This window comes from Streptomyces sp. RLA131 (assembly GCF_056270125.1).
This window is the reverse complement of record NZ_JBWDOQ010000002.1, coordinates 2,892,282-2,916,942: the sequence shown is the minus strand read 5'-3', so window position 1 is coordinate 2,916,942 and position 24,661 is coordinate 2,892,282. Positions and strand designations below refer to the sequence as shown.

Below are 24,661 nucleotides of genomic sequence, written 5' to 3'. Positions count from 1 at the left end.
TCAGTCCTCCGCCGACAGGAAGCCGCTGCGGCGGCGCATGAGCAGCGCGGTGAAGGCCATCGCGAGGGCGAAGAGCACCAGGGCGATCACGCACGCGGAGCCGGTGTCGAAGCGCTGGAAACCGAGGTTGTAGACGAGCTGGGGGAGAGTGAGGGTGGACTTCTCGGGGTAGCCCGGCTCGAACTGCTGGCCGGAGCCGCCGATGACGCCGCTGGCGACCTTCCCGGCGACCAGGGGCTGTGTGTAGAACTGCATGGTCTGGATCACGCCGGTGACGACGGCGAACATCAGGATCGGCGAGATGTTCGGCAGCGTCACGTACCGGAACCGCGCCCAGGAGCCGGCCCCGTCCAGCTCGGCGGCCTCGTACTGCTCCTTGGGCACGTCGAGCAGGGCGGCCATGAAGATGACCATCAGGTCGCCGATGCCCCACAGCGCGAGCAGGGTCAGTGCGGGCTTGGACCAGTCCGGGTCGTTGAACCAGCCGGGCTGCGGCAGGCCGAGGTCGCCGAGGAGATGGTCGACCGGACCGGTGCCGGGGTTGAGCAGGAAGGCGAAGGCCATGGTCGCGGCCACCGGCGGGGCGAGGTAGGGAAGATAGAAGGCGGTACGGAAGAAACCGGGGGCGGTCCTGATCCGGGTGATCAGCAGCCCGATGCCGAGACCGAAGACGACCCGGAGGCTGACCATGACCACGACCAGCCACAGCGTGTTGCGCAGCGCGGGCCAGAAGAACGGGTAGTCGTTGAAGACGTACGACCAGTTCTTCAGGCCGTTCCAGGTGGGGGAGGCGAAGCCGTCGTACTTCATGAAGGAGAAGTAGACGGTCGAGATCAGCGGGTAGGCGAAGAAGACGGCGAAGCCGATCAGCCAGGGCGACAGGAAGGCGAGGTTGCGCAGCGCGTCGCGGCGGCGCTTGGCCTTGAGCATGGGGTGGACGGTGCCGGTCACGGTGCTCATCACCCGGCCTGCGCGATGTCCTTGTCGACCTGCGTGTCGACACCCTTGAGGCCGGCCGCGAGGTCGTTCTGCTTGCCGGATTCCCAGGCGTAGCCGAAGTCCTGGAGCGTCAGCTGGTAGGTGCCGCCGTTGACGCTGGGCGGGGTGGTGGTGCTGCCCGCGTTCTGCGCGATCCTGACGAAGGTCCGGAAGGCGGGATCGGTGCTGAGCTTCGGGGACTTCAGGGCGGCGAAGGTGGACGGCACGTTGTGGATGGCGTTGGCGAAGCCGACGACCGCGTCGGTGTCCGTGGTCATGTACTTCACCAGTTCCCAGGCCGCGTTCTTCTTGGCGCTGGTGTTGGCGATGCCGATGATCGTGCCGGTCGTGTAGCCCTTGCCGTAGGTGTCCGCCTGGTCGTCCGGCACCGGGAAGGGCGCCACGCCGACCTGGAATTTCACCCCGGCCTCCTCGGCCATCCCGGCCCGCCACTCGCCGTCGATGGCCATGGCGACCTGCCCGGTCTGGAAGGGGTTCTTGGCGTCCCACTCGTCACCGAAGGTCGTCCGGTACCTCTCCAGCCTCGTGAAGCCGCCGAGCGCCTTCACCATGCTCTGCTGCCACGTGAACATGGAGGTGAAGGCCGGGTCCTTGGCCACGTTGGACCTGCCGCTGCTGTCGAAGTACGTCGGGCTCCACTGCGCGACCAGGTGCGTGGTGGTGGACTCGTAGCCGTGGAAGTCCGGCATGAAGCCGAGCTGGGAGTACGAATCGCCCTTGGCCTTGGTCAGTTCGACCGCGTCGGCCTTGAACTCCGACAGGGTCTTCGGCGGCGAGGTGATCCCGGCGGCCTTGAAGGCGTCCTTGTTGTAGTAGAGGCCGTAGGCGTCGCCGAGCAGCGGCAGTGCGCAGCGGTCCCCCTGGAACTGGGTGTACTCCAGCATCGCCTTCGGGAAGGTCTTGGCCGGGTCGATGCCGGACTTCTTCAGGAAGGGCGAGAGGTCGGCGAAGGCGTTCGAGGAGCAGAACTTGCCGACGTTGTCGGTGGTGAAGGACGAGACGACGTCCGGGGCCTTGGAACCGCCCGCGCGCAGCGCCTGGTTGATCTTGTCGTCGGTGATGTTGCCCTGCGCCTTGACGTGGATGTTGGGGTGCAGCTTCTCGAAGGCCTTGATGTTGGCGTTGATGGCCTTCACCTCGCCGGGCGCGGACCAGCCGTGCCAGAAGGTGATGGTGACGTCCTTGCCGGGGTCGTCGTTCGCGGTGTTGTCGCTGGATCCCGTACACGCGCTCAGGAGCAGGGATATCGCTGCGGCGGCCGCGGCGGCGACCACCGCGGTCTTCGTGGAACCGGACACTGCGCTTCCTCCGGGGGCTGTGGGAGAGGGGGCGAAGAGAGGCGAAGAGAGGCGAAGGGGGTGTGCGAAGGGGTGTGGAGATGTGCGAAGGGGCGTGAAGGGTGTGCGGGGCCCACGGGCCGGCCTCGGCGCCGGTCCGTCGGTGGGTGGTGCGGGTGGGTCAGCGGGAGGTGTCGAACACCTCGTCGCGGGTGGTGGCGAGAGCGCTCTGCAGCGCCCCGCGCAGGACGGGGTGCTCCTGGACCGTGCCGAGCACCAAGCGCGGCCGGGGCACGGCCAGTTCGGCGAGTTCGGCCTGGACCAGGGCACGCAGCGGTTCCCCGCCGGCGGCGATCACTCCGCCGGACAGGACGATCAGTTGGGGGTCGAGCACGGTCACCAGCGAGGCCAGCCCGACCGCCAGGCCGGTCGCGAAGCGGTGCAGCAGCTCGGCGTACGGCCCGGCCTGCGCATCGGCGCCGGAGGCTGCCCCGGCGCCGCGCAGCGCGGCCTCGGCCAGCAGCGTGGCCGCCGCCTCCGGGAGCGCGCCCTCGGGCTCGGGCAGTCCCAGCTCGCGGGCGTAGCGCAGGACGGCGTTGCAGCCGGCCAGTTCCTGGAAGCCGCCGGCGTTGGCCCTGGCCACATGCCGCACCAGCGGGGTGCCCGGCACCGGCATGAAACCGACCTCGCCGGCGCCGCCGGTCCAGCCCCGGTGCAGCCGTCCGCCGAGGACGACGGCGGCGCCGATGCCGCCCTCGTTCCACAGCAGGACGAAGTCCTCGTGGTCCCTGGCCGCCCCGAGCCGCTGCTCGGCCACGGCGGCGAGGTTCACGTCGTTGTCGTACTCCAGGGGCACGGGCAGGGCCGCCGCCAGCGCTTCCAGCAGCGCGGGCGAGTGCCAGCCCGGGAGGTGGCTGGCGTACCGCAGCCGCCCGGTGCTGGGGTCGAAGGCGCCCGGCGTGCCGATCACGATCCGGCGCAGGTCGCCCCGGACCACCCCGGCGGCCTTCGCGGCGCCGTCCACGGCCTCCAGGACCTGTTCGACGGTGCTCCGGGCGCGCCGGCCGGGGGTGGGCAGCTCGTACTCCCCGACGACGGTGCCGGTGATGTCGGCGACGGCCGCCCGGATCCGTTCGGCGGTGACGTCGAGGCCCGCCACATGGGCGGCGGTGGGGTTCACGGCGTACAGCTGGGCGTTGGGTCCCGGCCGGCCCTCGGTGGTGCCGGTGGCGACCACCAGGCCGGCCGCCTCCAGGCGGGCCAGCAGCTGCGAGGCCGTCGGCTTGGACAGCCCGGTCAGCTTGCCGATCCGGGTGCGGGACAGGGGACCGTGGGCGAGGAGGAGGTCCAGGGCCGCGCGGTCGTTCATGGCGCGCAGTACGCGCGGTGTGCCGGGGGTTCCGGGGGAGCCAGCTGCCATGCGCGCCATCCTCCCATCCGGAAGATAGTTAGGAAACTTTCCTGTCGATGAAGGGGAAGGTAGGCCCGCCGGGCCGAACCGTCAAGAGGCGTACGAAAACGCCCCCGGCACCTGCGGTGCCGGGGGCGTGCCGTAGTGGCGGCGGGGGGCTACCTGCCCGTCGCGCGCGCCGGGGTGATCGGCTGGACGGCCGCCGACTGTGCGGAGTCCGGGTTGGCCAGGGCCGACGGCGCGGCGACGGCATCGGCCGGATCAGCCGTCTCCTCCTCGACCGCCGCGGTGGGCGTACCGCCGACGATCGCGATACCGGCATCGTCGAAGGCCCGCTTGATCCGCCAGCGCAGCTCGCGCGCGACCCCCGCAGCCTTGCCCGGCATGGTCTTGGCCTGCGCCTGTATCACCACCGAGTCCGCGGTGACCGACTCCAGACCCAGCACCTCGACCGGCTCCCACAGGGCCTCGTCCCAGGGCCGGCTCTTGGCCATGTCCTCCGCCACCGTGGTGATCACCCGTCGCGCCCGCTCCAGGTCCTCGCCGTAGCCGACCTGGACGTCCACCACGGCCGTCGCCCAGCCCTGGCTGAGGTTGCCGATCCGCTTGACCTCGCCGTTGCGGACGTACCAGATCTCGCCGTTGTCGCCCCGCAGCTTGGTGACCCGCAGGCCGACCTCCACCACGGTGCCGCTCGCCACGCCCGCGTCGATGACGTCGCCGACGCCGTACTGGTCCTCCAGGATCATGAAGACCCCGGACAGGAAGTCCGTCACCAGGTTGCGCGCGCCGAAACCGATCGCGACACCCGCGACACCCGCGCTGGCCAGCAGCGGAGCCAGGTTGATCTGCAGCACGGACAGCACCGTCAGGGCCGCCGTACCCATGATCACGAAGGATGCCACGCTGCGCAGCACCGATCCGATCGCCTCGCTGCGCTGCCGCCGCCGCTCCGCGTTGACCAGCAGGCCGCCCAGCGTGGTGCCGGAGGCGTTCTCGGCGCCGCGGTTCATCCTGTCGATGAACTTGGTGATCATCCGCCGTACGGCGACCCTCAGGACCACGGCTATCACCACGATCAGCAGGATGCGCAGTCCTGCCGCGAGCCAGTCGGCCCAGTTCTGGCTCACGTAGTCCGCGGCATTGGTCGCGGACTTCTGGGCGTCGTCGATCGTGGTCGTCGTGGATGCGGACACAGCAGGGGAACCTCCGGTAGGGCTGGTTCACCACACTAACGGGCGATCCGTGCCACCCCGTTGCGTTGTTCGAGCGCGAGCAGGACTGATAAAGGGGATGTAGCAGGTGTGGTCTAAAACACCCTCGCTCCGTTACCCGGTCATGGTGGCGCTCCGGCCGGGCTTCCGGAGAGACTGTTGGGCAGATCGTCCCGGCGCGAGCCACGCGCCGCCGGCGTATAAGGAGGCACCTGTGCCGCATGTCCTGGTACTCAACGCGTCGTACGAGCCCCTCGGCGTCGTACCGCTCCGACGCGCGCTCATCCTCGTGCTGAACAAGAAGGCCGTGTGCCTCGAGGAATCCGGCGCCTATATGCACAGCGCGACCCGGGCTCTCCCCGCGCCCAGTGTTGTCAAACTCACGAAGTTCGTACGAGTTCCCTTTCGCGGCCCCGTGCCCCTGACCCGGCGGGCCCTGTTCGCCCGGGACGGCGGCCGGTGCGCGTACTGCGGTGCCGTCGCAACCAGCGTCGACCACGTGATCCCGCGCAGCCGCGGAGGGCAGCACACGTGGGACAACGTGGTCGCGGCCTGCCGCAGGTGTAACCATGTCAAGGCCGACCGGCATGTCGCCGAGCTCGGCTGGAGGATGCGCCATCAGCCCGCGCCGCCGTCCGGCCTGGCCTGGCGGATCATCGGCACAGGGCATAGGGACCCGCGCTGGCTGCCATACCTGCAGCCATTCGGCGCGGACGACGCCATGGCCCGGATAGACGGTATATCTGCCTGATATCCGGGCCTTCGTGTTGTTCGAGGGCCCCGGGCCGGCCGCCCCCCTGCGGCGGTCGGTCCGGGGCCCCGGTCTGCCCGCCGGTTACTCGTACCGCAGCTCGGCGGGGCGCAGGGTGCGCCGCAGCAGCGGCAGGGACGCGGCCGTGGCCAGCAGCGCGGCGGCCAGCAGCGCGGCGGCGGCGAGGAGGGGTTCGAGCACGGGCAGCCGCAGCGCGGGCGCCTCGTCGAGCACCACCGCCGCCCACCAGACGCCGGTGATCAGCAGCCCGCAGGAGGCGGCCAGCGCCACCGCGGGCACCAGCGGCAGGGCGGTCTCCAGCAGTGCCGCCCGGTTGAGCACGCGCCGGGGCACCCCGGTGGCGGCCAGCGCGGCCAGCGTCCGGCGCCGGGTGATCACCGACTCGACGGCGCCGACCGCGAGCCCTCCGACGGCGACGGCGAGGCCGATCAGGATCCCGGCGCCGGTCAGGTTGATCCCGCCGGAGTAGAAGCCGAGGTCGGCGGCCGAGTACGGGTACCGGCGGGGGGCCGCCAGGTCCTCGATCAGCAGACGGCGGATGCCCACGAAGCCCACCCCGGCCACCGTGGTCAGCAGCACCGCAGCATGGGACCGGGCCGCCGCCCAGGGGTCTGCCTGCAGCCGCTCCCCGGCGATCAGCAGCTCCGGACGGCCGGAGCGGACAGCGAGCCGCCCGGTGACCAGCGCGAGCCCGGCGGTGCCGTACAGCACTCCGACGGCGCTGAGCAGCACGACGGCCGGGGTCACCAGGGGCGAACCGAAGGGGGAGTGCCGGGAGGGACCGGCGGTGCCCGGCCCGAACATGCTCAGCAGTTGCAGTCCGATCGCCGCCGGCAGCGCCAGCGGTGCCAGGGCCCACAGCGCCAGCCGCCCACCGCCCGTCCGGGGACGTGGCGGGCGGCCCTGCGCAACGAGCTCCAGCGGCTCGCTCCCGGCCCTGCGCAGCGTGAACCGGGCCTCCAGCGCGGCCAGCACCGGCAGCGCCAGCACCACGAGCACCGCCGGACCCCACGGCACCGGCACGTCGGTCGGCCAGGTCACCACCCGGAAGGAGCTGCCCGGGACGGCCGGGCGCGCCGTCGCCGACAGTACGGCCCGCAGTGCCAGAAAGCCCGCCAGTCCGGCCAGCGACCCGAGCCCGCACACCGCACCGGTCTCCAGTGCCGAGATCCGCCGCACCTGGCGCGGGGTGGCCCCGGCCAGCCGCAGCGCGGCCAGCCGCCGCTCCCGCCGGAGGGCGCCGATGCGGGTGCACTGGCCGATGAAGGCCAGCACCGGGAGGACCAGCAGCAGCAGCGCGCCGGTCACCTCGGTGCGCAGGCCCGCACTGTTCAGCAGGTCGTTGGTGTACCAGTGCGGGCCGCCGCCGAAACGGGTGCCGATCACCGCCACGACCAGTGCCGCCAGCGCGAACCCCGTGCCGAGCATCGCGCCCAGCGCGGTCAGCGACAGTCGCCATCGCTCGCTGCGCGGCGAGCCCCGCAGCAGCGCCCAGGCCAGGGCGGCGTCCGCGCGCAGCCCGCGCAGCGCGCTCACGGGGTCACCCGCGCAGCGGTCTCGTCGGCCACGAGGCCGTCCCGGACCCGCGCCTCGCGGTCCGCGTACGCCGCGACCTGGGCGTCATGCGTGATCAGCAGCACGGCGGTGCCCGATTCGCGGGCCGCGTGCACCAGGGTGGTCATCACCTGCTCACCGGCCAGCGAGTCCAGCGCGCCTGTCGGCTCGTCCGCGAACACCGCCTTCGGCCCGGTCACCATCGCCCGGGCCAGCGCCACCCGCTGCCCCTGGCCGCCGGACAACTCCCCGGGGCGCAGAGCGGCCTGCCCCCGTACTCCGAAACGCTCCAGCCACTCGCCGGCGCGCTCCTGGGCCTTCCGGCGTGCCGTCCCGGCCAGCAGCAGCGGCAACGCCACGTTGTCCAGCGCGGTCAGTTCGCCGACCAGCTGCCCGAACTGGAAGACCACGCCGAACTCGGTCCTGCGCAGCTCGGAACGCCGTGCCTCGCCGGCCTGGTCCAGCCGCTCGTTTCCGTACCGCACCGAGCCGGCGTCCGGCCGGGCGATGCCCGAAAGGCAGTGCAGCAGCGTCGACTTGCCGCTTCCGCTCGGTCCCGTCACCGCCAGGATCTCCCCGGGGTCCAGATGCAGGCTCGCGCCGCGCAGCGCCCGGGTCCGCTGCCCGGTGCCGTAGGACTTCACCAGGTCCTGGGCCTCGATCAGGGGTTGGGAGGGTGTCATGAGGTTCCGATCTCCTGGGCCAGTGTGTCGAGCCGCCGCGCGGTGATGTCCATCCAGCGCAGGTCGGCGTCGAGGTGGTTGAGGGCGTAGTCGGCGGAGAGCACCGCCGAGAGGCTGGTGCGGAGCGCGGTCTTCTGCGTCGTCAGCTCACGCATCCGCGCGAGGTGCGCGGCGCGCTGCGCACGCAGGTAGTCGGCCGGATCACCGAAGCCGGACGCCATGATGGCGACCACCTTCGCGAAGATCTCGTTCGCCGCGCTCACCGGAGCCGCCGGGACGGTCTCCGACAGCCAGGTGCGCAGTGTCTTCTCGCCCTCGTCCGTCAGGCGGTACGTGGTCCGCTCCGGACCGCCCTCGCCTCCTTCCGTCTCCGCGACCTCGGCGAGGCCGTCGCGGGTCAGCCGCTGCAGGGTTGTGTAGACCTGCCCGTAGGCCAGCGGCCGCGCCTGCGGGAAGCGGTCGTCGTGGCGCCGCTTCAGGTCGTAGCCGTGGCCGGGCTCGGAGGCCAGGAGGCCGAGGAGGATGTGGGCGGTGCTCATGGCGTGCCGCTCCCTCCGGATCGTTCGCTCACGGAACTCACTATTCACTGAGTACATGTAGTGAGTGAATAGTGGCAGGTGTCTGACTTCCCGGCAAGCGCGAAGCGGAACACGGCAGTTGGCGGCGGCCGTCAGAGCGGGCCAGGAGCCGTCAGGAGCCGTCGGCCACCGCGTACACCCGGACGGAGAACAGCGAGTAGCCGTACTTCGTGCCACGCTCGACGCCCTGGACGCGGACGAAGCGCGCGGCGACGGGGGAGTCGAACCGGACGGTACGGGGGCCGGGCGCGCCGTCGGTGACGGTGGCGGCGGTCTGCCAGGTGAGGCCGTCGGTGGAGGTCTGGACGACGTACCGGGAGGCGTAGGCGTCCTGCCAGTCCAGGTCGACACGGCCGATGGTGGCCTGGCCGGGCAGCTCGACCTGGACCCAGGCGTCGTCGTCGACCGGGGAGGACCAGCGGGTCGCCGGGTCGGCGTCGGTCACCGCCGAGGCGGGGAAGTCGGGGGTCTCGTCGGCGGAGGAGGCCGCCGCGGCGCCGGCGGCCAGGTCCGGGCCGCCGGTACGCGGGTAGGCGTGCAGGGTGACCGTCCGGCGTACCGTGCGGCCGTCGACGGTGAGCGTGACGGGGATGTCGTACGTGCCCGGGGCGGTGCCCCCGGGCACGGAGAACTCGACCGGCACCGTGAAAGTGCCGCCTCGGGGGATGCGTATGGTGCCCGGGGCTTTCGCCTTCACCCCGGTCGGCGGGTCCGCGGTCAGCGTGACACGGGCGGCGTCCGGTGAGGTGTCGGCCAGTTCGGCCGAGACGGTCACGGCGGCACCGCCGATCTCGGCGTCGGCCTCGGTGCTGTCGAGGGTCATACGGGCGGCGGGCCGGTCCGCGTACCAGGGCACGATCTCGTGGACGACGGGCGCGTCGGCGTCGTCCGCCCACACCAGGCGTACCGCGTCGGCGCGCACCGAGCCGGCCGTCAGCTCGGTCCAGCCGCCGCGCAGGCCGCCGAGCCGCCGCCAGCCCTCACCCGGCACCCGCACCTCCACCGAGGCCGGTGAACTCCCGTCCCCCGCCGGGTCGGTGAGCACCGTCAGCGCCTCCAGAGCCCGCGCCGGGCCGAGTTCCACCGTCAGCACCCCGCCGGTGCCCCGGTAGGTGGTCGTCACATCACCGTCCGTCACCGGGGAGGTGTCGGCCGGCCGCTCCTCGTCGGTGGTGGTGACCGTGAACTCCTTGACCGACACGGCGCTTTCCTGCGCCCCCGTCGACCGCAGCCGTACATAGCGGGCCTGCGCACCGGCCGGGAGGGTCGCGGTGACGGTCCGCAGGTCGTGGAAGACCCCGGCCTCGTGCCAGCCGGATCCGTCGCCCGCCGAATACTCCAGGACCGCGTCGCGCAGGTGGTCCTGCCCGCCCATGGTCACCCGCACCCCGGTCACCGACCTGGCGGTGCCGAGGTCCACCCCGAACGTGTCGTCCTTCTGCGGCGGCGCGTCGCTCGTCCAGACGGTCCCCTGCCTGCCGTCGGTCATCGCCGACAGCTGCGTGGAGCGGGCCGAGCCCAGTGTCGCCGTCGCGGTGCGGCTGCCGGTGCCGACGCCACTCCAGGCGTCCGCCGTCTTCAGCGCCCTGGTCAGGAACGGCCCGAGGACGCCGTCCCCGACCGTGGCGGTGCTGCGCACTGTCCGCCCCCGGGCCCGCTCCACCGCGAGCCGGTCCCGCCATGCCGCCGCGCCGTCCCCGTGCCGCTGCGCGAGCAGCATGTCGACGGCCTTCACGCCCGCGCTCCCGTACCGCGCGAGCTGGCTGAGCCAGGGCCGCACCTCGGCCCCGAACTCGCCCTCGGCCAGGTCGTCCAGGCTCTCCGGGGCGCCGCGCATGGTGGTGAACGCGCTCTTCAGCCGTCGTGCCGCCGCCTCCAGCGCCGCGGCGTCACCGCCTTCGTAGGCCGTCCAGAAGGCCGTCAGCAACGGGCGCAGATACGCGGACTCGCCGTCCCCGTCGAGCGCGGAGGACGCGTCGTTGCCCGCCAGCGCGCGCAGCGCCGCCCGCTTGCCCGGGTCCGTCCCCGCCAGGTCGTCGATGGCCGCCTGCCAGGACGAGGCGCTGTCGTAGGCGCGTGGATTCCAGGCGTAGTCCGCCGCGGTGAACAGCGGGACGCGCGACGCCGCCGACTGCCGCATCGCCGCCGCCAGCACCCCCGCCGAGGCCGTTGCCACGGCGGGCTCGCGGCCGCTGTAGGGGCCGAGGAAGATCCGGTCCTCGGCGTAGTCGTTGACCGGGTAGTTGTCCATCGTCAGCAGCGGGTGCCCCAGCGCGGCGACGGCGGCCGCCACCTGCGCGCCGGTGATCTTCTCCGGCACCACCCCGACCCCGGTCCAGGCCACCTGCACGTCCTTGCGCAGCGCCGTCGCCAGGGCCGTGCGGTAGGCGGTGGGGCCGTCCTGGTAGTACTCGGTGGGCAGCAGCGACAGCGCGGCGGTGCTGCCGGCGGACCGGCCGTGGCGCGCCGCGAGGTGTTCGGCGACCGCGTTGGCCACGTCCGCCTGCGCACGGGCAGCCGCCCGCGCACCGCTGCCGTAGGTGTCCGCGTCGGCGTCGCAGTGCCACTCGCTGTAGCTCACGTCCTGGAACTGCAGCTGGAAGGCCCGCATCCCCAGCGCCCACATCGCGTCGATCTTGCGCAGCAGCGCCCTGCGGTCCTCCGCCGAGGAGAAGCACAGCGACTGTCCCGGGGCCACCGCCCACGCGGGTGTCACATGGTTGCGCCGAGCCCGGTCCGCCAGTTCCCGGAACTCCGTCCGCCGGGCCGCCGGGTAAGGATCCCGCCAGCGTTCCTGGCGGTACGCGTCGTCCCCCGGGGCGTAGAGGTACCGGTTCTGCTTGGTCCGGCCCATGAAGTCCAGCATGCCCAGCCGCTGCGCCTGGCTCCACGGTTCGCCGTAGAAGCTCTCCGCCACGCCGCGCACCGCTGTCGCGGGCCAGTCCCGGATCATCACCCGGGGCAGGCCCTTGGAAGTGACGAGCTGACGCAGCGTCTGGGCGGCGTGGAACAGCCCGTCCTCGCCTGTTCCCGCCAGGGCGACACGGTCGCCGGCCACCGCCAGCCGGTACCCGCCGGCGGGCAGGTCGGCGGTCCGCGCCGCGCCCATCGCGCGCAGCGCGCTCGTGGCGGCCGGGCCGTCGGCGTACACCGTGGTGCCGCCGGCACTGCCCGGTGCCGGGCCCGCAGCCGGTTCCACGATGTCGCGGGCCCCCGCCTCGCGCAGGGCGGCACGGATCACGTCCAGCGCGTACGGGTCCGCCTCCGGCCCCGCGACCAGCGTCACGGTGCCGGTCAGTGCCGTGAACCCGCCCTGCTCGCGCAGCGACTGGGGCTTGGGCCACACCGACGCCGCGCCCGCCGCGGAGTCCGGTACGGAGGCCGCTGTGCCGGTGCCGTCCGCGCGCGGCGCGGCCGTCACCGCGGGCGCCCCGGCGAGCATGCCCCCGACCACGGTCGCCACCAGGGCGGCCGTGCCCGCTGCTGCTGATCTCGTACGGCGCCCGGTCATGGGCCGTTAGCCCACCACTTCGCCGCGGGGCTGTCAACGCGCGGGTGTGCCCCGGGGCCCTGCCCGGGCGACGGGGCTAGCCTGACGGCATGGCCGAACCCCATGAGCTCAGCATGGCCGAGCAGGCGGCCGCGATCCGGTCCGGTGAGCTGTCGCCGGTGGAGCTGGCGGAGCACTACCTGGCGCGGATCGACCGGCTGAACGACGAGGTGGGCGCCTATCTGACGGTGACGCCGGATCAGGCCCTGGCCGACGCCCGACGGGCGCAGCGGCGGCTGGAGCGGGACTCGGGCGACACCGACGGCCTCCCCCCGCTGCTCGGCGTGCCCATCGCCGTCAAGGACCTGACACCGGTCCGGGGCGTGCGCTTCACCGGTGGCTCGGCCGTCTTCGCGGACCGGGTCGCCGACGAGGACGCGTACGTCGTGACCCTGCTGCGGGACCGGGCCGGGGCCGTGCTGCTCGGCAAGACCAACACCCCCGAGTTCGGGCTCCCCGCCTACACCGAGAACCGCCTGGGGCCACCGGCCCGTACGCCGTACGACCTGACGCGCGGCGCCGGCGGCAGCAGCGGGGGCGCCGCGGCGGCCGTGGCGGCCGGCCTCGCGTCCGCCGCCCAGGGCAGCGACGGGGGAGGGTCGATCCGGATCCCGGCGAGCTGCTGCGGGCTGGTGGGGATCAAACCGAGCCGGGGAAGGGTGAGCCCGGCACCCTACGGGGACTCCAACGGGCTGGCGGTGAACGGCCCGATCGCCAGGACGGTGGCGGACGCGGCCGAACTGCTGGACGTGATGGCGGTGCAGGCGCCCGGCGACCCGTACTCGCTGCCGGTGCCGGAACGCCCGTTCCGGGAGTGGGTCCGGCGCGAACCCACGAGGCTGCGCATCGCCCGCTGGGCCCGGCCCGACGTACCCGGGGTGGAGGTGGACCCGGAGGTGCTGGAGGCCTGGGAACGGACGTCGGAGCTGCTCGCCGGCCTCGGGCACGACGTGGTCGATGTGCCGCAACCGCTCGCCCCGGGGGACCGGGAGGCGTTCACCCCGGTGTGGGCGGTGATGGCGGCCGGAATCCCCGTCCCCCCGGAGCGGGAGGCCGGGCTGATGCCGCTCACCCGCTGGCTGCGCGACCGGGCACGCGGGGTGTCGGCCACCGACTACACCCGGGCGCTGGGCGCCATGCAGGCCGTCGGCCGCAAGCACGCGCGGGCGGTCGCCGGGTACGACGCGGTCCTGACGCCGACCCTGGCGCGGCTCCCGGCGCCGGTGACCGGCGTGGGCGCGCTGCGCGACGACGCCGACCCGGCGGCGGACTTCGCCGCGCAGGTGGCGTTCACCCCCTTCACCGCGCCGTGGAACATCGCCGGGCTGCCCGCCGTCTCACTGCCGGTGGAACAGACGGCGTCCGGGCTGCCGATCGGCATGATGCTGGGCGCCGCGCACGCCGCCGAGGGGCCGCTGCTGGCGCTCGCCGCGCAACTGGAGGCAGCGGCAGGCTGATGTGCGGGCCGGCCGAACAAGCGGAGCAGCCGGAGCGGCCGCTGCCGCCGGGGCGGTCACAACGACTCACAACCGTCACAGCGGCACAAACGGCACAAACGGTCAAACATGGCCGCGTACCCAGTGGGTATGGCTGAGGTCGTCCGTTGTTCCCGAACCGAACCGGAGACTCCCGTGGCGCAGCAGGACCGGGCGCGGCTCGCGGCACTGCACGGCGTGGACACGACCTACCGCCCGGCGCCGGACACCGAGATCCGGGTTCCGGAGGAGACGGTGGTCGCCGTCCTCGCCTCGCTGGGTGTGGACGCCTCGACGCCGGCGGCGGTGCACGACGCGCTGGCCGGACACGAACGGCGCACCGTGGGACGGCTGATGCCGCGCACCGTGGTCGTCAGGCACGGCAGGAGTCCGAGGCTCGATCTTCCCCCGGGCACCAGCGTGCGGGTGGAGACCGAGGACGGCGCCGAGTACGACTGGCCGTGGCCGGAGAGGTTCCCCCCGCCGGCCGGGGTCGGGATCGGACGGCACGCGCTGCGCGCGCACGCGCCGGACGGCCGCAGCGCGAGCGCCCAGCTGGTGGTGGCCCCCGCGCGGCTGCCGGGCCCGCCGAGCCGCACGTACGGCTTCCTGGCGCAGCTCTACTCGGTGCTGTCCGGCCGCTCCTGGGGCATGGGCGACCTCGGCGACCTGGCGGACCTCGCGGCCTGGGCGGGGCGGGCGCTGGGAGCGGGCTTCGTCCAGGTCAACCCGCTGCATGTGGCCGTGCCGGGGCGGCCCACCGACCCGTCCCCGTACCGGCCGTCGTCGCGGCGCTTCCCCGACCCGGTGTATCTGCGGGTCGAGGACATCCCCGAGTACGCCCACCTCGGCGCCGAGGACCGCGACCGGGCCGCCGACCTGCTGCGTAAGGCCGCCGTGCTGCGCGACTCCGTGCTGCACAAGGAGGCTCTGATCGACCGGGACGCGGTGTGGGACCTCAAGCGCGAGGCGCTGACGCTGCTGCGCGGGGTGCCGCTCGGCCCGGGACGCCGGGCGGCGTACGTCGACTTCCTGGCCGAGCAGGGCCAGGCGCTGGACGACCACGCCACCTGGTCGACGCTGGCCGGGATCCACGGCCCCGAGTGGCGGACCTGGCCCGCCGGGCTGCGCGATCCGCGTTCCGCGCAGGTCGCCCGGACCCGCGGTGAGCACCTGGAGCAGGTCGACTTCCACTGCTGGCTGGCCTGGCTGACCGACAGCCAGCTCGCCGGGGCCCAGCGGCAGGCGCGGGACGCGGGTATGGCGGTCGGTATCGTCCACGACCTCGCGGTCGGTGTGCATCCGTCCGGCTCGGACGCCTGGGCCCTGCAGGACGCGCTGGCCGGCGGGATGTCCGTCGGGGCGCCCCCGGACGCCTTCAACGCGCACGGCCAGGACTGGGGCCTGCCCCCGTGGCGCCCCGACGCCCTGGACGCGACGGGCTACGCCCCCTACCGCGATCTGCTGCGCGGGGTGCTGCGGCACGCGGGCGGCCTGCGCATCGACCATGTGATGGGCCTGTTCCGGCTGTGGTGGGTGCCGGAGGGGCGGCCGCCGACCGACGGCGCGTATGTGCGGTACGACGCGGAGGCGATGCTCGGCGTGCTGGCGCTGGAGGCGCACCGTGCCGGGGCCGTGGTGATAGGGGAGGACCTGGGCACCGTCGAGGACGGCGTGCGGGAGGAGCTCGCGGACCGGGGCATCCTCGGCACCTCGGTGCTGTGGTTCGAGCGCGACTACGCGCACGGCGGCCGTCCGCTGCGGCCGGGGGAGTGGCGGACCTCCTCCCTGGCCACCGTCACCACCCACGATCTGCCCAGCACCGCCGCCCGCCTCACCGGCGAGCACGTCGAACTGCGCCACCGGCTCGGGCTGCTGGGCCGCCCCCTGGACCAGGAGCAGGCCGAGGACGCGGTCGAGGTGGCCGAGTGGCTGGCCCTGCTCGGCCGGCTCGGGCTGCTTCCGGAGGGCACCGGCGACGAGGAGGCCGTCGTCAAGGCACTCCACCGGTACCTGGCCGCCACCCCTGCCCGCATGCTCGGCATCTGGCTCCCGGACGCCGTCGGTGACCGCCGTCCGCAGAACCTCCCCGGCACCTGGGACCAGTACCCCAACTGGCGTCTGCCCATCGCCGACGCCGAAGGCCGTCCGGTGACCCTGGAGCAGCTCGCCGTGTCCCCCCGGCTGCACGCGCTGGCGGAGGAGGTGCGCGCGGCCGTCATCCCATAGGCACCCCGGACGCGCGGGCCGCCGGGCCGGGGGCTACGGTAGGCACGTGGACAAGAAGGTCAACAAGAACGCCCTGCGCGCCGGCACCATCGCTGCCGGCACCGCGCTCATGCTGCTCATCACGTCGCCCGCCTTCGCGGCGATGCGCGACGACGGTGACGACCCCGGCCAGGGTCTGAGCGTCGCCGAGACGGTCGGTCTCTTCGTGATCGCCCCGCTCGCCCTCTTCGCGATCATCGCCGGTCTTGTCATCGTCACCGACAAGTCCCGCAAGCAGCCGCAGGACTGACCCCCGGCCGTACCGGCGTGCCGTCACGTCGTTCTGCGTGACGCCTTACGTGTCCTGCGTGTCCTGGGCGCCGTCCTGCGCACCGTCGGCCTCCGTCGCCGCCAGCAGCGTGCGCAGGAGGTCCGCGAGCCGGCGCAGCTCCGCCGGGTCCATGTCCGCCAGGACCCCGTGCTGGAGGTCCAGCCCGGCCGTGACCGCCTCGTCGGCCAGCGCCAGGCCCGGTTCGGTGAGGGTGACCCGCAGGCCGCGCCGGTCGTTCGGGTCGGGTGCGCGCCGCAGCAGTCCGGCCCGTTCCAGCTTGTCCAGGCGCCCGGTCATGCCGCCGGTCGTCACCATCAGCGTCGCGGACAGCTCGCGCGGCGAGAGTTCGTACGGCTCGCCCGCCCTGCGCAGTGTCGCCAGCACGTCGAACTCCCCCCGGCCGACGCCGAAGCGGGCGTAGACCTTCTCCACCCGGTCGCCCATCGCGCGTGCGATGCGGTAGACGCGGCCGTAGACCTCCATCGGTGCGGTGTCGAGGTCCGGCCGGACGTCCCTCCACTGACCCACGATCGCGTCGACCGCGTCCACTGCTCCGGCGGGGTCGGCCGGGTCGGCCGGGTCGAGCGGGGTCCTGTCCTGCGCTTCGCCCTCTGCGTTCTGTGTCACCGGGTCAGTGTACCTCGCTTGCTTGCAAGTAAGTAGCTTAGGGATAAGCTATTTGCATGCCTGCTGCCGCCGGACCCCGCTCAGCCGTCGCCGCCACCGTGGCCCTCACCGGGCTCGCCCCGCTCGCCTGGGGGTCGACCTATGCCGTGACCACCCAGCTCCTGCCGCCGGACCGCCCGCTGTTCGCCGGTCTGGTGCGGGCGCTGCCCGCCGGGCTGGCGCTGCTCGCGGTCACCCGCACCCTGCCGCGCGGCGCCTGGTGGTGGCGGGCGGCGGTGCTCGGGGTGCTCAACATCGGGGCGTTCTTCCCGCTGCTGTTCCTGGCCGCGTACCGCCTGCCGGGCGGCGTCGCGGCCGTACTGGGCGCGGTCGGGCCGCTGCTCGCGGCGGGGTTCGCGGCGGCACTGCTCAGCCAGCGGCCCACCCTGCGGACGCTGTCGGCCGGGGGCGCCGGGGTGCTCGGGGTGAGCCTGGTGGTGCTGCGGGCGGGTGCGACGCTCGACACCGCAGGGATCGCCGCGGGCCTGACGGGGGCCGCGTCCATGTCGGCCGGGACCGTACTCACCAAGCGCTGGGGACGCCCGGAGGGCGTCGGGGCGCTGACTCTCACCGGCTGGCAGCTCACGGCCGGAGGACTGCTGCTGGCCCCGGTGGCGCTGCTGGCCGAGGGCGCGCCGCCCGCCCCCGACGGCCGGGCGCTGGCCGGGTACGCCTACCTCGCGGTGGCCAACACGGCCGTCGCGTACTGGCTCTGGTTCCGGGGCATAGCGCGCCTGCCCGCCACATCCGTCGCCTTCCTCGGACTGCTCAGCCCGCTGTCCGCCGCCGTCATCGGCTGGGCCGTCCTCGGCCAGTCCCTGGTCGCGCTCCAACTGCTGGGCATGGCGGTGGCGTTCGGCAGCACACTGCTCGGCCAGACCTCACCACGCCACGGGCAGCTCCCGCAGCCCCCGCACCGCCTGGCCGCTCTTCCAGACCAGGGCCCCGGGAGCGGTGGCCAGGTCCAGCCGCGGGAAACGGGTGAGCAGGGCCGGCAGTACGACGGCGAGCTGGAGCCTGGCCAGCGGCGCGCCCACACAGCGGTGGATGCCGTGACCGAACGCCAGATGCGATGAGGCGGGCGGGACGCGGCGGTTGGCGCCACTGAAGAACACCACGACCGGCTGGCCGGGCTCGACGGTGACCCCGGCCTCCTCGATCACGACCGGCTCGGTGGTCATCCGGGGGAAGCTGAGATACGCCGTGGAGCTGAGCCGCAGCAGCTCCTCCACGGCCTCCCCGGCCCGTTCCGGGGCGCCGTCGCGCAGCGCGCCGGCCAGTGCGGGCTCGTACATCAGGCTGAGCACCGACAGGCCGATCTGGTCGGTGGTGGTCTCGTAACCGGCCATCAGCAGGGCGAGGCTGAGGGTGACCAGCTCGCGGTCGTCCAGCCGGTCGTCGTCCTCCTCGCGCCCCCTGATCAGGGCGCTGAGCAGATCGTCCCCGGGCTTCTGCCGCTTGCGGGCGACGAGTCCGGCCATGTAGCGGGTGAGGCCGCGGATGCTGTCCCGGCTGTCCGCGATCTCCCCGCTGAGCGCGAAGAACACCCCGACCAGGGGCTGGAAGATGTCCTGGTCCTCCGGCGGGATGCCCAGCAGATGACACAGCACCGCCAGTGGCAGCGGTGAGGCCAGGCCGGTGATCAGATCGGTGGGCGGGCCCTGGGCCGCCATCTTGTCCAGCAGGTCCGCGGTCCGCGAGGCGACGAAGGGCCGCAGGGCCGCCACCCGGCGTTCGGTGAAGGCACCGGCAACCAGCCGGCGCAGCCGGGCGTGTTCGGCGCCGTCCACGCTGACGATGGACTCCGGTGCCGGCTCGGAGATGCCGATCTTCGGTACGTCCGGCCGTACGGCGGCCGCCCGGCCGAACCGGCGGTCGGACAGGACGCGACGGGCGAGAGCGTGGTCGCGAACGACCCACAGACCGGTGCCGTTGGGCGCCGTGGCCCAGGCGACCGGCCGGGGGTCGTCGGCCGTCAGCGCCTGCGGAAGCCATCCCTGCGGCGGTGATCCGGGCAGGAAGCGCATGCGGTGCTCCTCTCGTCACGGATCCCGGCGAAAGCACCCATGCTGAGGGACGAACTCGAACACCGCTGCGATACAAGGAGAGTTGGCCGGAAAAGGGTCACGCGCCCACGGACCTGCCGTGAACGCGTGACCCCGGTGAACCGGTGAACCAGCCCGCGGGCCTCAGCCCGCCGCGGCGTCCACGGCGCGGGCCTTCAGCGCCCGCTCCACCCCGGCGCGGGACTCCGTGACCAGGCGGCGCAGGGCCGGGACCGGGTCGGCGGAGCCCAGCCATGCGTCGGTGGCGTCCAGCGTGGCCTGCGAGACCTGCTGCGCCGGGTAGAGCCCGACCACGATCTGCTGGGCCATCTCGTGGCTGCGGGACTCCCAGACCTCCAGCAGCGACTCGAAGTACTTCGCGGCGTACGGAGCGAGCAGCTCGCGCTGGTCGATCTGGACGAAGCCCGCGATGACGGCCTCCTGCACCGCGTTCGGGTACTTCTCGCTCTCCACGACCGACGCCCAGACCTCGGCCTTGGCCGCCTCCGTGGGACGCGCGGCCCGCGCGGTCGCGGCATGCCGCTCACCCGCGGCCGTGGCGTCCCGCTCCAGCTCGGCGGCGATCTCCGGCTCGTCGGCCCGGCCGGTGGCGGCCAGCCGCTGGAGCAGCGCCCAGCGCAGCTCGGTGTCGACGGCCAGGCCGTCGATGCTCTCGCTGCCGTCGAGCAGCCCGGCCAGCAGGTCCAGCTGCTCGCCGGTACGGGCCGTGGCGGCGAACGCCCGGGCCCAGGCGAGCTGGTGGTCGCTGCCGGGGGCGGCGGCCCGCAGGTGCTCCAGCGTGGCCTCCGTCCAGCGGGCCAGACCGGTGCCGGACCAGGCCGGATCGGCGTACAGGTCGATGGCCAGCCGCACCTGGCGGTGCAGGGACTGTACGACACCGATGTCGGACTCCTTGGCGATGCCGGACAGCACCAGCTTCAGGTAGTCCCGGGCGGCCAGTTCGCCGTCCCGTGTCATGTCCCAGGCCGCGGACCAGACCAGGGCGCGCGGCAGCGACTCGGTGAAGTCGCCCAGGTGCTCGCGGACGGTCGCCAGGGAGACCTCGTCGAGCCGCACCTTCGCGTACGACAGGTCGTCGTCGTTGAGGAGTACGACGGCGGGCCGCGCGATGCCGGTCAGCTCCGGGACCTCGGTGAGTTCGCCGTCGATGTCCAGCTCGGCCCGGCGGACACGCACCAGGGCGCCGTCCTGGAGCTCGTAGGCGCCGATCGCGATCCGGTGCGGCCGCAGCACGGCCTCGCCCTTCGCGCCGGCCGGGAGCGCCGGGGCCTCCTGCCGCACGGCGAACCCGGTGACGACACCCTCGGCGTCGACCTCGATCTCGGGGCGCAGGATGTTGATGCCGGCCGTCTCCAGCCAGGCCTTGGACCAGGTCTTCAGATCCCGGCCGCTGGTCGCCTCCAGGGCGCCGAGCAGGTCGGCGAGCCGGGTGTTCCCCCAGGCGTGCTGCTTGAAGTAGGCCTGCACGCCGGTGAAGAACTCGTCCTCGCCGACATAGGCCACCAGCTGCTTGAGCACCGAGGCGCCCTTGGCGTAGGTGATGCCGTCGAAGTTGACCAGGACGTCGTCCAGGTCGTTGATCTCCGCCATGATCGGGTGGGTGGACGGCAGCTGGTCCTGCCGGTAGGCCCAGGTCTTCTCGGAGTTGGCGAAGGTGGTCCAGGCGGCCGGCCACTTGCTGCCCGGCGCGGAGGCCTGGCAGGCGACCGAGGTGTAGGTGGCGAACGACTCGTTCAGCCACAGGTCGTTCCACCACTCCATGGTGACCAGGTCGCCGAACCACATGTGGGCCAGCTCGTGCAGGATCGTCTCGGCCCGCACCTGGTAGGCCGCGTCGGTCACCTTCGAGCGGAAGACGTACTGGTCGCGGATGGTGACCGCGCCCGCGTTCTCCATCGCGCCGGCGTTGAACTCCGGGACGAAGAGCTGGTCGTACTTCTCGAAGGGGTAGGCGAAGTCGAACTTCTCCTGGAACCAGTCGAAGCCCTGCCGGGTGACCTCGAAGATCGCGTCCGCGTCGAGGTGCTCGGCCAGCGAGGGGCGGCAGTAGACGGCCAGCGGCACCGTACGGCCCGCGCCCTGCCAGCTGCTGTGCACCGCGTGGTAGGGACCGGCGATCAGGGCGGTGATGTACGTGGAGATACGCGGGGTCGCCTCGAAGCTCCACACGGTGCCGACCGGCTCGGGCGTCGGGGAGTTGGAGATCACCGTCCACCCGGCGGGCGCCGTCACGGTGAAGCGGAACGTCGCCTTCAGGTCGGGCTGCTCGAAGCTGGCGAAGACCCGGCGCGCGTCCGGCACCTCGAACTGGGTGTACAGATACGCCTGCTTGTCCACCGGGTCGACGAAGCGGTGCAGGCCCTCGCCGGTGTTGGTGTACGCCGCGTCGGCGACGACCTTCAGCTCGTTCGGCCCGGCGAGCAGTGAGGGCAGTGTGATCCGGGAGCCGTTGCCGCCGTCCGTCGCGTCGTAGGCCCGGGCCGGGTCCAGCGCGGTCCCGTTGAGAACGACCTCGTGCACGGCCGGTGCCACGAGGTCGATGAAGGTCGAGGCGCCCGCTTCGGCGGAGTCGAAGCGCACTGTCGTCACCGACCGGAAGGTGCCCCCGTCCTGCGCTCCGCTCAGGTCGAGATCGATCTCGTAAGAGTTCACCGTGAGCAGGCGGGCGCGCTCCTGCGCCTCCTCGCGGGTGAGGTTCGTGCCAGGCACGTATCCGTCTCCTTCGTCGGTCTTTGCCCTCATCCTCGCACGTGGGACGGTGTCGCCGCCCGAGGGATATCCCTGGTTGTGGACAACCTCGCGGGCCGCTCACCTCAAGGGATGACCCCAGTCACCCCGGTCCTGCGGACACCGTTCGCCCGCGCCCCGCAAGGGAGGACGGGGCCGTACGGGCGACTGTCACCCGGATAGGTGAAATTCCCCCGTCGGCAACCGAACGCATGAACTTTAGTACGGGGATGTCCCGGTTTGTCGACGGGACTGTAACAGCGGTTAGTGACCCGTCCGGGTGAGGAATTGACCCGGCATGAACCACAACCTCCCCCTCAGCCCCCGTCCCCTCGACCACCTCTTCCGCACCCGGCGGAGTGTTCTGACGATGAGTCAACTGCGTGAGCACGGCGTCACCGCCGGCGACCTCGCCGAGCGCTGCCGCCCCGGCGGCCCCTGGCAGCAGCTGCTGCCGCAGGTCTTCCTGCTCCACTCGGGCCCTCCCACCAGCGAGGAACGGCTGGAGGCCGCACTGCTCTACGCCGACGGGTGCGACGTCCCCAGCGGCGAGGTCATGGTCACCGGCCTCGCCGCCCTGGCCCTGCACCGCTTCTCCTCGGTGCCGCCGCTGATCGGCCTGGACCGGATCGACCTGCTGGTCGCCCGGCAGCGGCGGCTGCGCGCCTGCGGCGAGGTGATGATCCACCGGGCCCATGTCCTGCCCCGGCCGCAGCAGGTGGCCGGAGTGCCCTGCGCACCGGTTCCCCGGGCGCTCGCGGACGCCGTCGCGGAACTGGACGACGCCGAGGTCGTACGCCGGCTTCTCACCGAGGCGGTGCGCGGCGGGCACTGCGAGGCCGGCGCCGTCGTACGCGAGCTGAGCCAGGCGCGGTTGCTGTCCCGCCCGCACGTCGTGGAGGCGGTGGACATCCTGGTCGCCGAGGGCCGGGCCATCGCCGAGGGCCGGCTCTACGACATGGTGCGCTGCTTGGGACTGCCCGACCCGATGTGGAACGTCGACCTGCGGCTGCCCGGCGGTCCGCACCTCGGCGGCGTGGACGCCTACTGGCCGGAGCACGCCGTCGCGGTGGAGATCGACGCCCGCGCCCCGCGCCAGGAGGACGACGCGCTGTGGTCGGAGTACTCCCGCAAGCGCGAGGCGCTGGAGCGGCTCGGGATCACCGTCGTCCACATCACCCCGAGGAAGCTGCGGGAGTCCCTCGAACAGCAGGCCGCCGTGGTGCGCACGGCGCTGATGGCCTCCGCCGACCGCACCCCGGCCTCGTACGTGGTCGTGCTCCCCGCCTGAACCCCCGAACTTCCGAACTTCCGAACTTCCGAACTTCCGAACTTCCGAACTTCCGAACCCCCGAACTCAGGCCTTCTTCAGCAGCAGTTCGACATTCCGGTCGCCCGGCGCGCCCGCGAGGGTGGTCCGCGCCCCCGGCGCGTTGAAGGACAGTTCGCGGTAGAGCGCGGCCAGACCGGTCTGGGACAGATCGTCGAAGTCGGTCCTGTGCGGGGCGGCGGACTCCACGAGCGTGCTGATCAGGGAGATGGTCCCGTCGTGGTTGTCGGTGAGTTCGACGATCCGGGCGAGCTGCGGGTAGTCGACGTGGGAGGCCGTGGAGACCTCCCAGAAGGTGCCGTGCGGCACGATCTTGTTCTTGTGGCTGTGCCCGTTGATCCAGGCGGCGACATTGCGGTGCTTCTTCAGCGTGGCGATCAGCTCGTCCCCGCCGTGCCGCTTCTCGTCCGGGTGGGCGGGGTCGCGCAGCAGATTGGTCATGGCCCAGCTGGGGTGGTGGCTGAAGACCAGCACCGTCGCGTCGGCGTTGGCGGCGAGCGTGCGTTCCAGCCACTTCAGCTGTGCGGTGCCCAGGGAGCCCCGGTAGTCGCCGCCGCGGTCGGTGGTGTCGAGGCTGATGCCGACCACGTCCTGCGAGATCCGGAACGTGTAGTAGAGGCGGTCGGCGCTCAGGTTGTCCTGTGTGTAGCCGTGTCCGGCCGGCCCCGCGCCGGCGTACGCCGGGTCGAGGTGGGCGGCGATGTACTGGTGCGCGGTGAAGGGCGCGCGGCGCTCGTCGGGGGTGACGGTGCGCGCGGTGGACCGGTACCGGCGCCAGGCCTCCTGGAAGCGGGTGCCGTGCGGGTCCGGGCCGTCGCGCAGCGCCTTCTCGACGGCGGAGGCCTCGGCGGCGGGCAGTGAGAAGAGCTTGCGCGAACCGGTGGCCAGGTCGTGGAAGAAGGAACTGCCGGACGCCGCCGCGTAGGCGCCGCCGTAGAGCTGGTCGTGGTTGCCGATGGTCGAGTACCACGGGACCGACAGACCCGGGCTGGTCACCTCGCGGGTCGCGGCGGCGAGGAAACCGGGCAGGTGGGGGAAGCCGAGCTGCTTGTCGGCGTCGCGCAGCGCGGCGTCCGGCTGCCAGTACTGCTTCAGCCCCGAGTCCTGGACGCCCTCGTAGCCGCCCGGGTCACCGGAGTCGGGCGTGAAACGGCCGCCGCTCATGGCGGTCAGGAACCACTCCAGCTCGATCCGCGAGTTGTTGTCGGTGTTGTCGCCGGTGGTCATCACGAAGCTGATGGGGGCGCCGGTCGCGGGGCCCTTGCGCAGCGAGTTGACCCGCTCCACCAGGGACACCACACCGGCCGAGGTCAGCGCCTCCTGGGGGCGCCACGCCGCGGAGTTGTCGGCCCGCAGGAACTCGTAGCGCTGCGGATTCTGTACGTCCGTGATGTGCAGGTCCGTGAACTGGACGAAGCACGCGAGCGAAGTACGCCGGGCGGCACGGCCGCTGCGGCCCGCCGCCAGTTCGGACCGGGTGACCCGGGCCCAGCCGGGGCCGTCGCCGAGCCGCCGGTAGCCGCCGCTGCCGCGCGGCGTGGCGACCGACTGCAGCGTCGTACCGGCCGGGGAGGGGTTCGCGGGTGCGACGGGCAGGCTCCCGGTCGCCGACTGGGCGACCGCCGGTGATGCCGTCGCGTCACCGGAACCCGGCACCAAGGCGATGCCGAGGCCGGCGCTGAAGGCGGTGGCGCCGGACGCTAGTAGGAAGTTGCGGCGGTCGATACCGGGCATACCAGACATACGAAGCTCCCCCGAGGGCGGATAAGCGTTCCCCTGGATCGTTGACATCGGGAATGACCTGGCGTGCAACGGAAACG

General features: G+C 72.8%; 17 protein-coding genes and 1 pseudogene. 6 read left to right on the top strand and 12 right to left on the bottom strand.

From position 1 onward, the window contains the following. The 4 genes from RWE79_RS14205 to RWE79_RS14190 all read right to left on the bottom strand — a co-directional run bounded on the left by RWE79_RS14205 (position 1) and on the right by RWE79_RS14190 (position 4,883). Entirely contained in the window at positions 1–960 is a 960-nt protein-coding gene (locus tag RWE79_RS14205) for a carbohydrate ABC transporter permease (protein ID WP_475940433.1), read from the bottom strand. Next, positions 960–2,297, bottom strand: coding sequence for an ABC transporter substrate-binding protein (locus RWE79_RS14200; protein ID WP_475940432.1), 1,338 nt, complete (start codon positions 2,295–2,297; stop codon positions 960–962). The genes RWE79_RS14205 and RWE79_RS14200 overlap by 1 nt, the downstream gene beginning before the upstream one ends. A gap of 160 nt (positions 2,298–2,457) precedes the next feature. Continuing rightward, the gene (locus tag RWE79_RS14195; protein WP_475940431.1) at positions 2,458–3,705 is read right to left on the bottom strand and encodes an ROK family transcriptional regulator; all 1,248 of its coding nucleotides are present in this window, start codon (positions 3,703–3,705) and stop codon (positions 2,458–2,460) included. 140 nt (positions 3,706–3,845) lie between these two features. Further along, positions 3,846–4,883 (bottom strand): mechanosensitive ion channel family protein, encoded by a 1,038-nt coding sequence (locus RWE79_RS14190; protein WP_475940430.1) that lies wholly within the window; start codon positions 4,881–4,883, stop codon positions 3,846–3,848. 232 nt (positions 4,884–5,115) lie between these two features. Here RWE79_RS14190 and RWE79_RS14185 point away from each other — a divergent pair, with 232 nt between their 5' ends. Continuing rightward, positions 5,116–5,652: an HNH endonuclease gene (locus RWE79_RS14185; RefSeq protein WP_475940429.1), complete on the top strand. Its 537-nt coding sequence runs from the start codon at positions 5,116–5,118 to the stop codon at positions 5,650–5,652. Between the two features lie 84 nt (positions 5,653–5,736). Here RWE79_RS14185 and RWE79_RS14180 read toward each other — a convergent pair whose 3' ends face one another. The 4 genes from RWE79_RS14180 to RWE79_RS14165 all read right to left on the bottom strand — a co-directional run bounded on the left by RWE79_RS14180 (position 5,737) and on the right by RWE79_RS14165 (position 11,999). Continuing rightward, complete coding sequence (locus tag RWE79_RS14180; protein WP_475940428.1) at positions 5,737–7,209, bottom strand: FtsX-like permease family protein; 1,473 nt, start codon at positions 7,207–7,209, stop codon at positions 5,737–5,739. Beyond that, the gene (locus tag RWE79_RS14175) at positions 7,206–7,910 is read right to left on the bottom strand and encodes an ABC transporter ATP-binding protein (protein WP_475940427.1); all 705 of its coding nucleotides are present in this window, start codon (positions 7,908–7,910) and stop codon (positions 7,206–7,208) included. Before RWE79_RS14175 ends, RWE79_RS14180 begins: the two co-directional genes overlap by 4 nt. Further along, on the bottom strand, positions 7,907–8,449 hold the full coding sequence (locus tag RWE79_RS14170; RefSeq protein WP_475940426.1) for a PadR family transcriptional regulator: 543 nt from the start codon (positions 8,447–8,449) through the stop codon (positions 7,907–7,909). Before RWE79_RS14170 ends, RWE79_RS14175 begins: the two co-directional genes overlap by 4 nt. Positions 8,450–8,600: 151 nt before the next feature. Continuing rightward, the gene (locus RWE79_RS14165) at positions 8,601–11,999 is read right to left on the bottom strand and encodes a beta-N-acetylglucosaminidase domain-containing protein (protein ID WP_475940425.1); all 3,399 of its coding nucleotides are present in this window, start codon (positions 11,997–11,999) and stop codon (positions 8,601–8,603) included. 89 nt (positions 12,000–12,088) lie between these two features. Here RWE79_RS14165 and RWE79_RS14160 point away from each other — a divergent pair, with 89 nt between their 5' ends. The 3 genes from RWE79_RS14160 (at position 12,089) to RWE79_RS14150 (ending at position 16,031) form a co-directional block, all read left to right on the top strand. Next, entirely contained in the window at positions 12,089–13,495 is a 1,407-nt protein-coding gene (locus tag RWE79_RS14160) for an amidase (protein WP_475940424.1), read from the top strand. A 129-nt stretch (positions 13,496–13,624) separates the two neighbouring features. Beyond that, positions 13,625–15,742, top strand: coding sequence for a 4-alpha-glucanotransferase (gene malQ, locus RWE79_RS14155; protein ID WP_475940423.1), 2,118 nt, complete (start codon positions 13,625–13,627; stop codon positions 15,740–15,742). A gap of 46 nt (positions 15,743–15,788) precedes the next feature. After that, positions 15,789–16,031, top strand: a complete 243-nt coding sequence (locus tag RWE79_RS14150; protein ID WP_475940422.1) for a hypothetical protein — start codon at positions 15,789–15,791, stop codon at positions 16,029–16,031. A 45-nt stretch (positions 16,032–16,076) separates the two neighbouring features. On the opposite strand, the gene RWE79_RS14145 is transcribed toward RWE79_RS14150, so the two are convergent. Further along, positions 16,077–16,601 (bottom strand): MarR family winged helix-turn-helix transcriptional regulator, encoded by a 525-nt coding sequence (locus tag RWE79_RS14145; RefSeq protein WP_475945805.1) that lies wholly within the window; start codon positions 16,599–16,601, stop codon positions 16,077–16,079. Positions 16,602–16,735: 134 nt separating this feature from the next. Here RWE79_RS14145 and RWE79_RS14140 point away from each other — a divergent pair, with 134 nt between their 5' ends. After that, positions 16,736–17,794 (top strand): EamA family transporter, encoded by a 1,059-nt coding sequence (locus RWE79_RS14140; protein WP_475940421.1) that lies wholly within the window; start codon positions 16,736–16,738, stop codon positions 17,792–17,794. On the opposite strand, the pseudogene RWE79_RS14135 reads toward RWE79_RS14140, so the two are convergent. Both RWE79_RS14135 and pepN read right to left on the bottom strand, forming a co-directional pair. Next, positions 17,744–18,199 (bottom strand): annotated as a pseudogene (locus tag RWE79_RS14135) (cytochrome P450); the annotation flags it as partial. The gene RWE79_RS14140 and the pseudogene RWE79_RS14135 overlap by 51 nt on opposite strands. 708 nt (positions 18,200–18,907) lie before the next feature. Beyond that, on the bottom strand, positions 18,908–21,493 hold the full coding sequence (gene pepN, locus RWE79_RS14130; protein ID WP_475940420.1) for an aminopeptidase N: 2,586 nt from the start codon (positions 21,491–21,493) through the stop codon (positions 18,908–18,910). Between the two features lie 316 nt (positions 21,494–21,809). Here pepN and RWE79_RS14125 point away from each other — a divergent pair, with 316 nt between their 5' ends. Then, positions 21,810–22,802 carry a hypothetical protein gene (locus tag RWE79_RS14125; protein WP_475940419.1) on the top strand — a complete coding sequence of 331 codons (993 nt, stop codon included), beginning with the start codon at positions 21,810–21,812 and terminating at the stop codon, positions 22,800–22,802. A gap of 66 nt (positions 22,803–22,868) precedes the next feature. On the opposite strand, the gene RWE79_RS14120 is transcribed toward RWE79_RS14125, so the two are convergent. Beyond that, positions 22,869–24,584, bottom strand: a complete 1,716-nt coding sequence (locus tag RWE79_RS14120; RefSeq protein WP_475940418.1) for a TIGR03767 family metallophosphoesterase — start codon at positions 24,582–24,584, stop codon at positions 22,869–22,871. Positions 24,585–24,661: the final 77 nt, after the last annotated feature.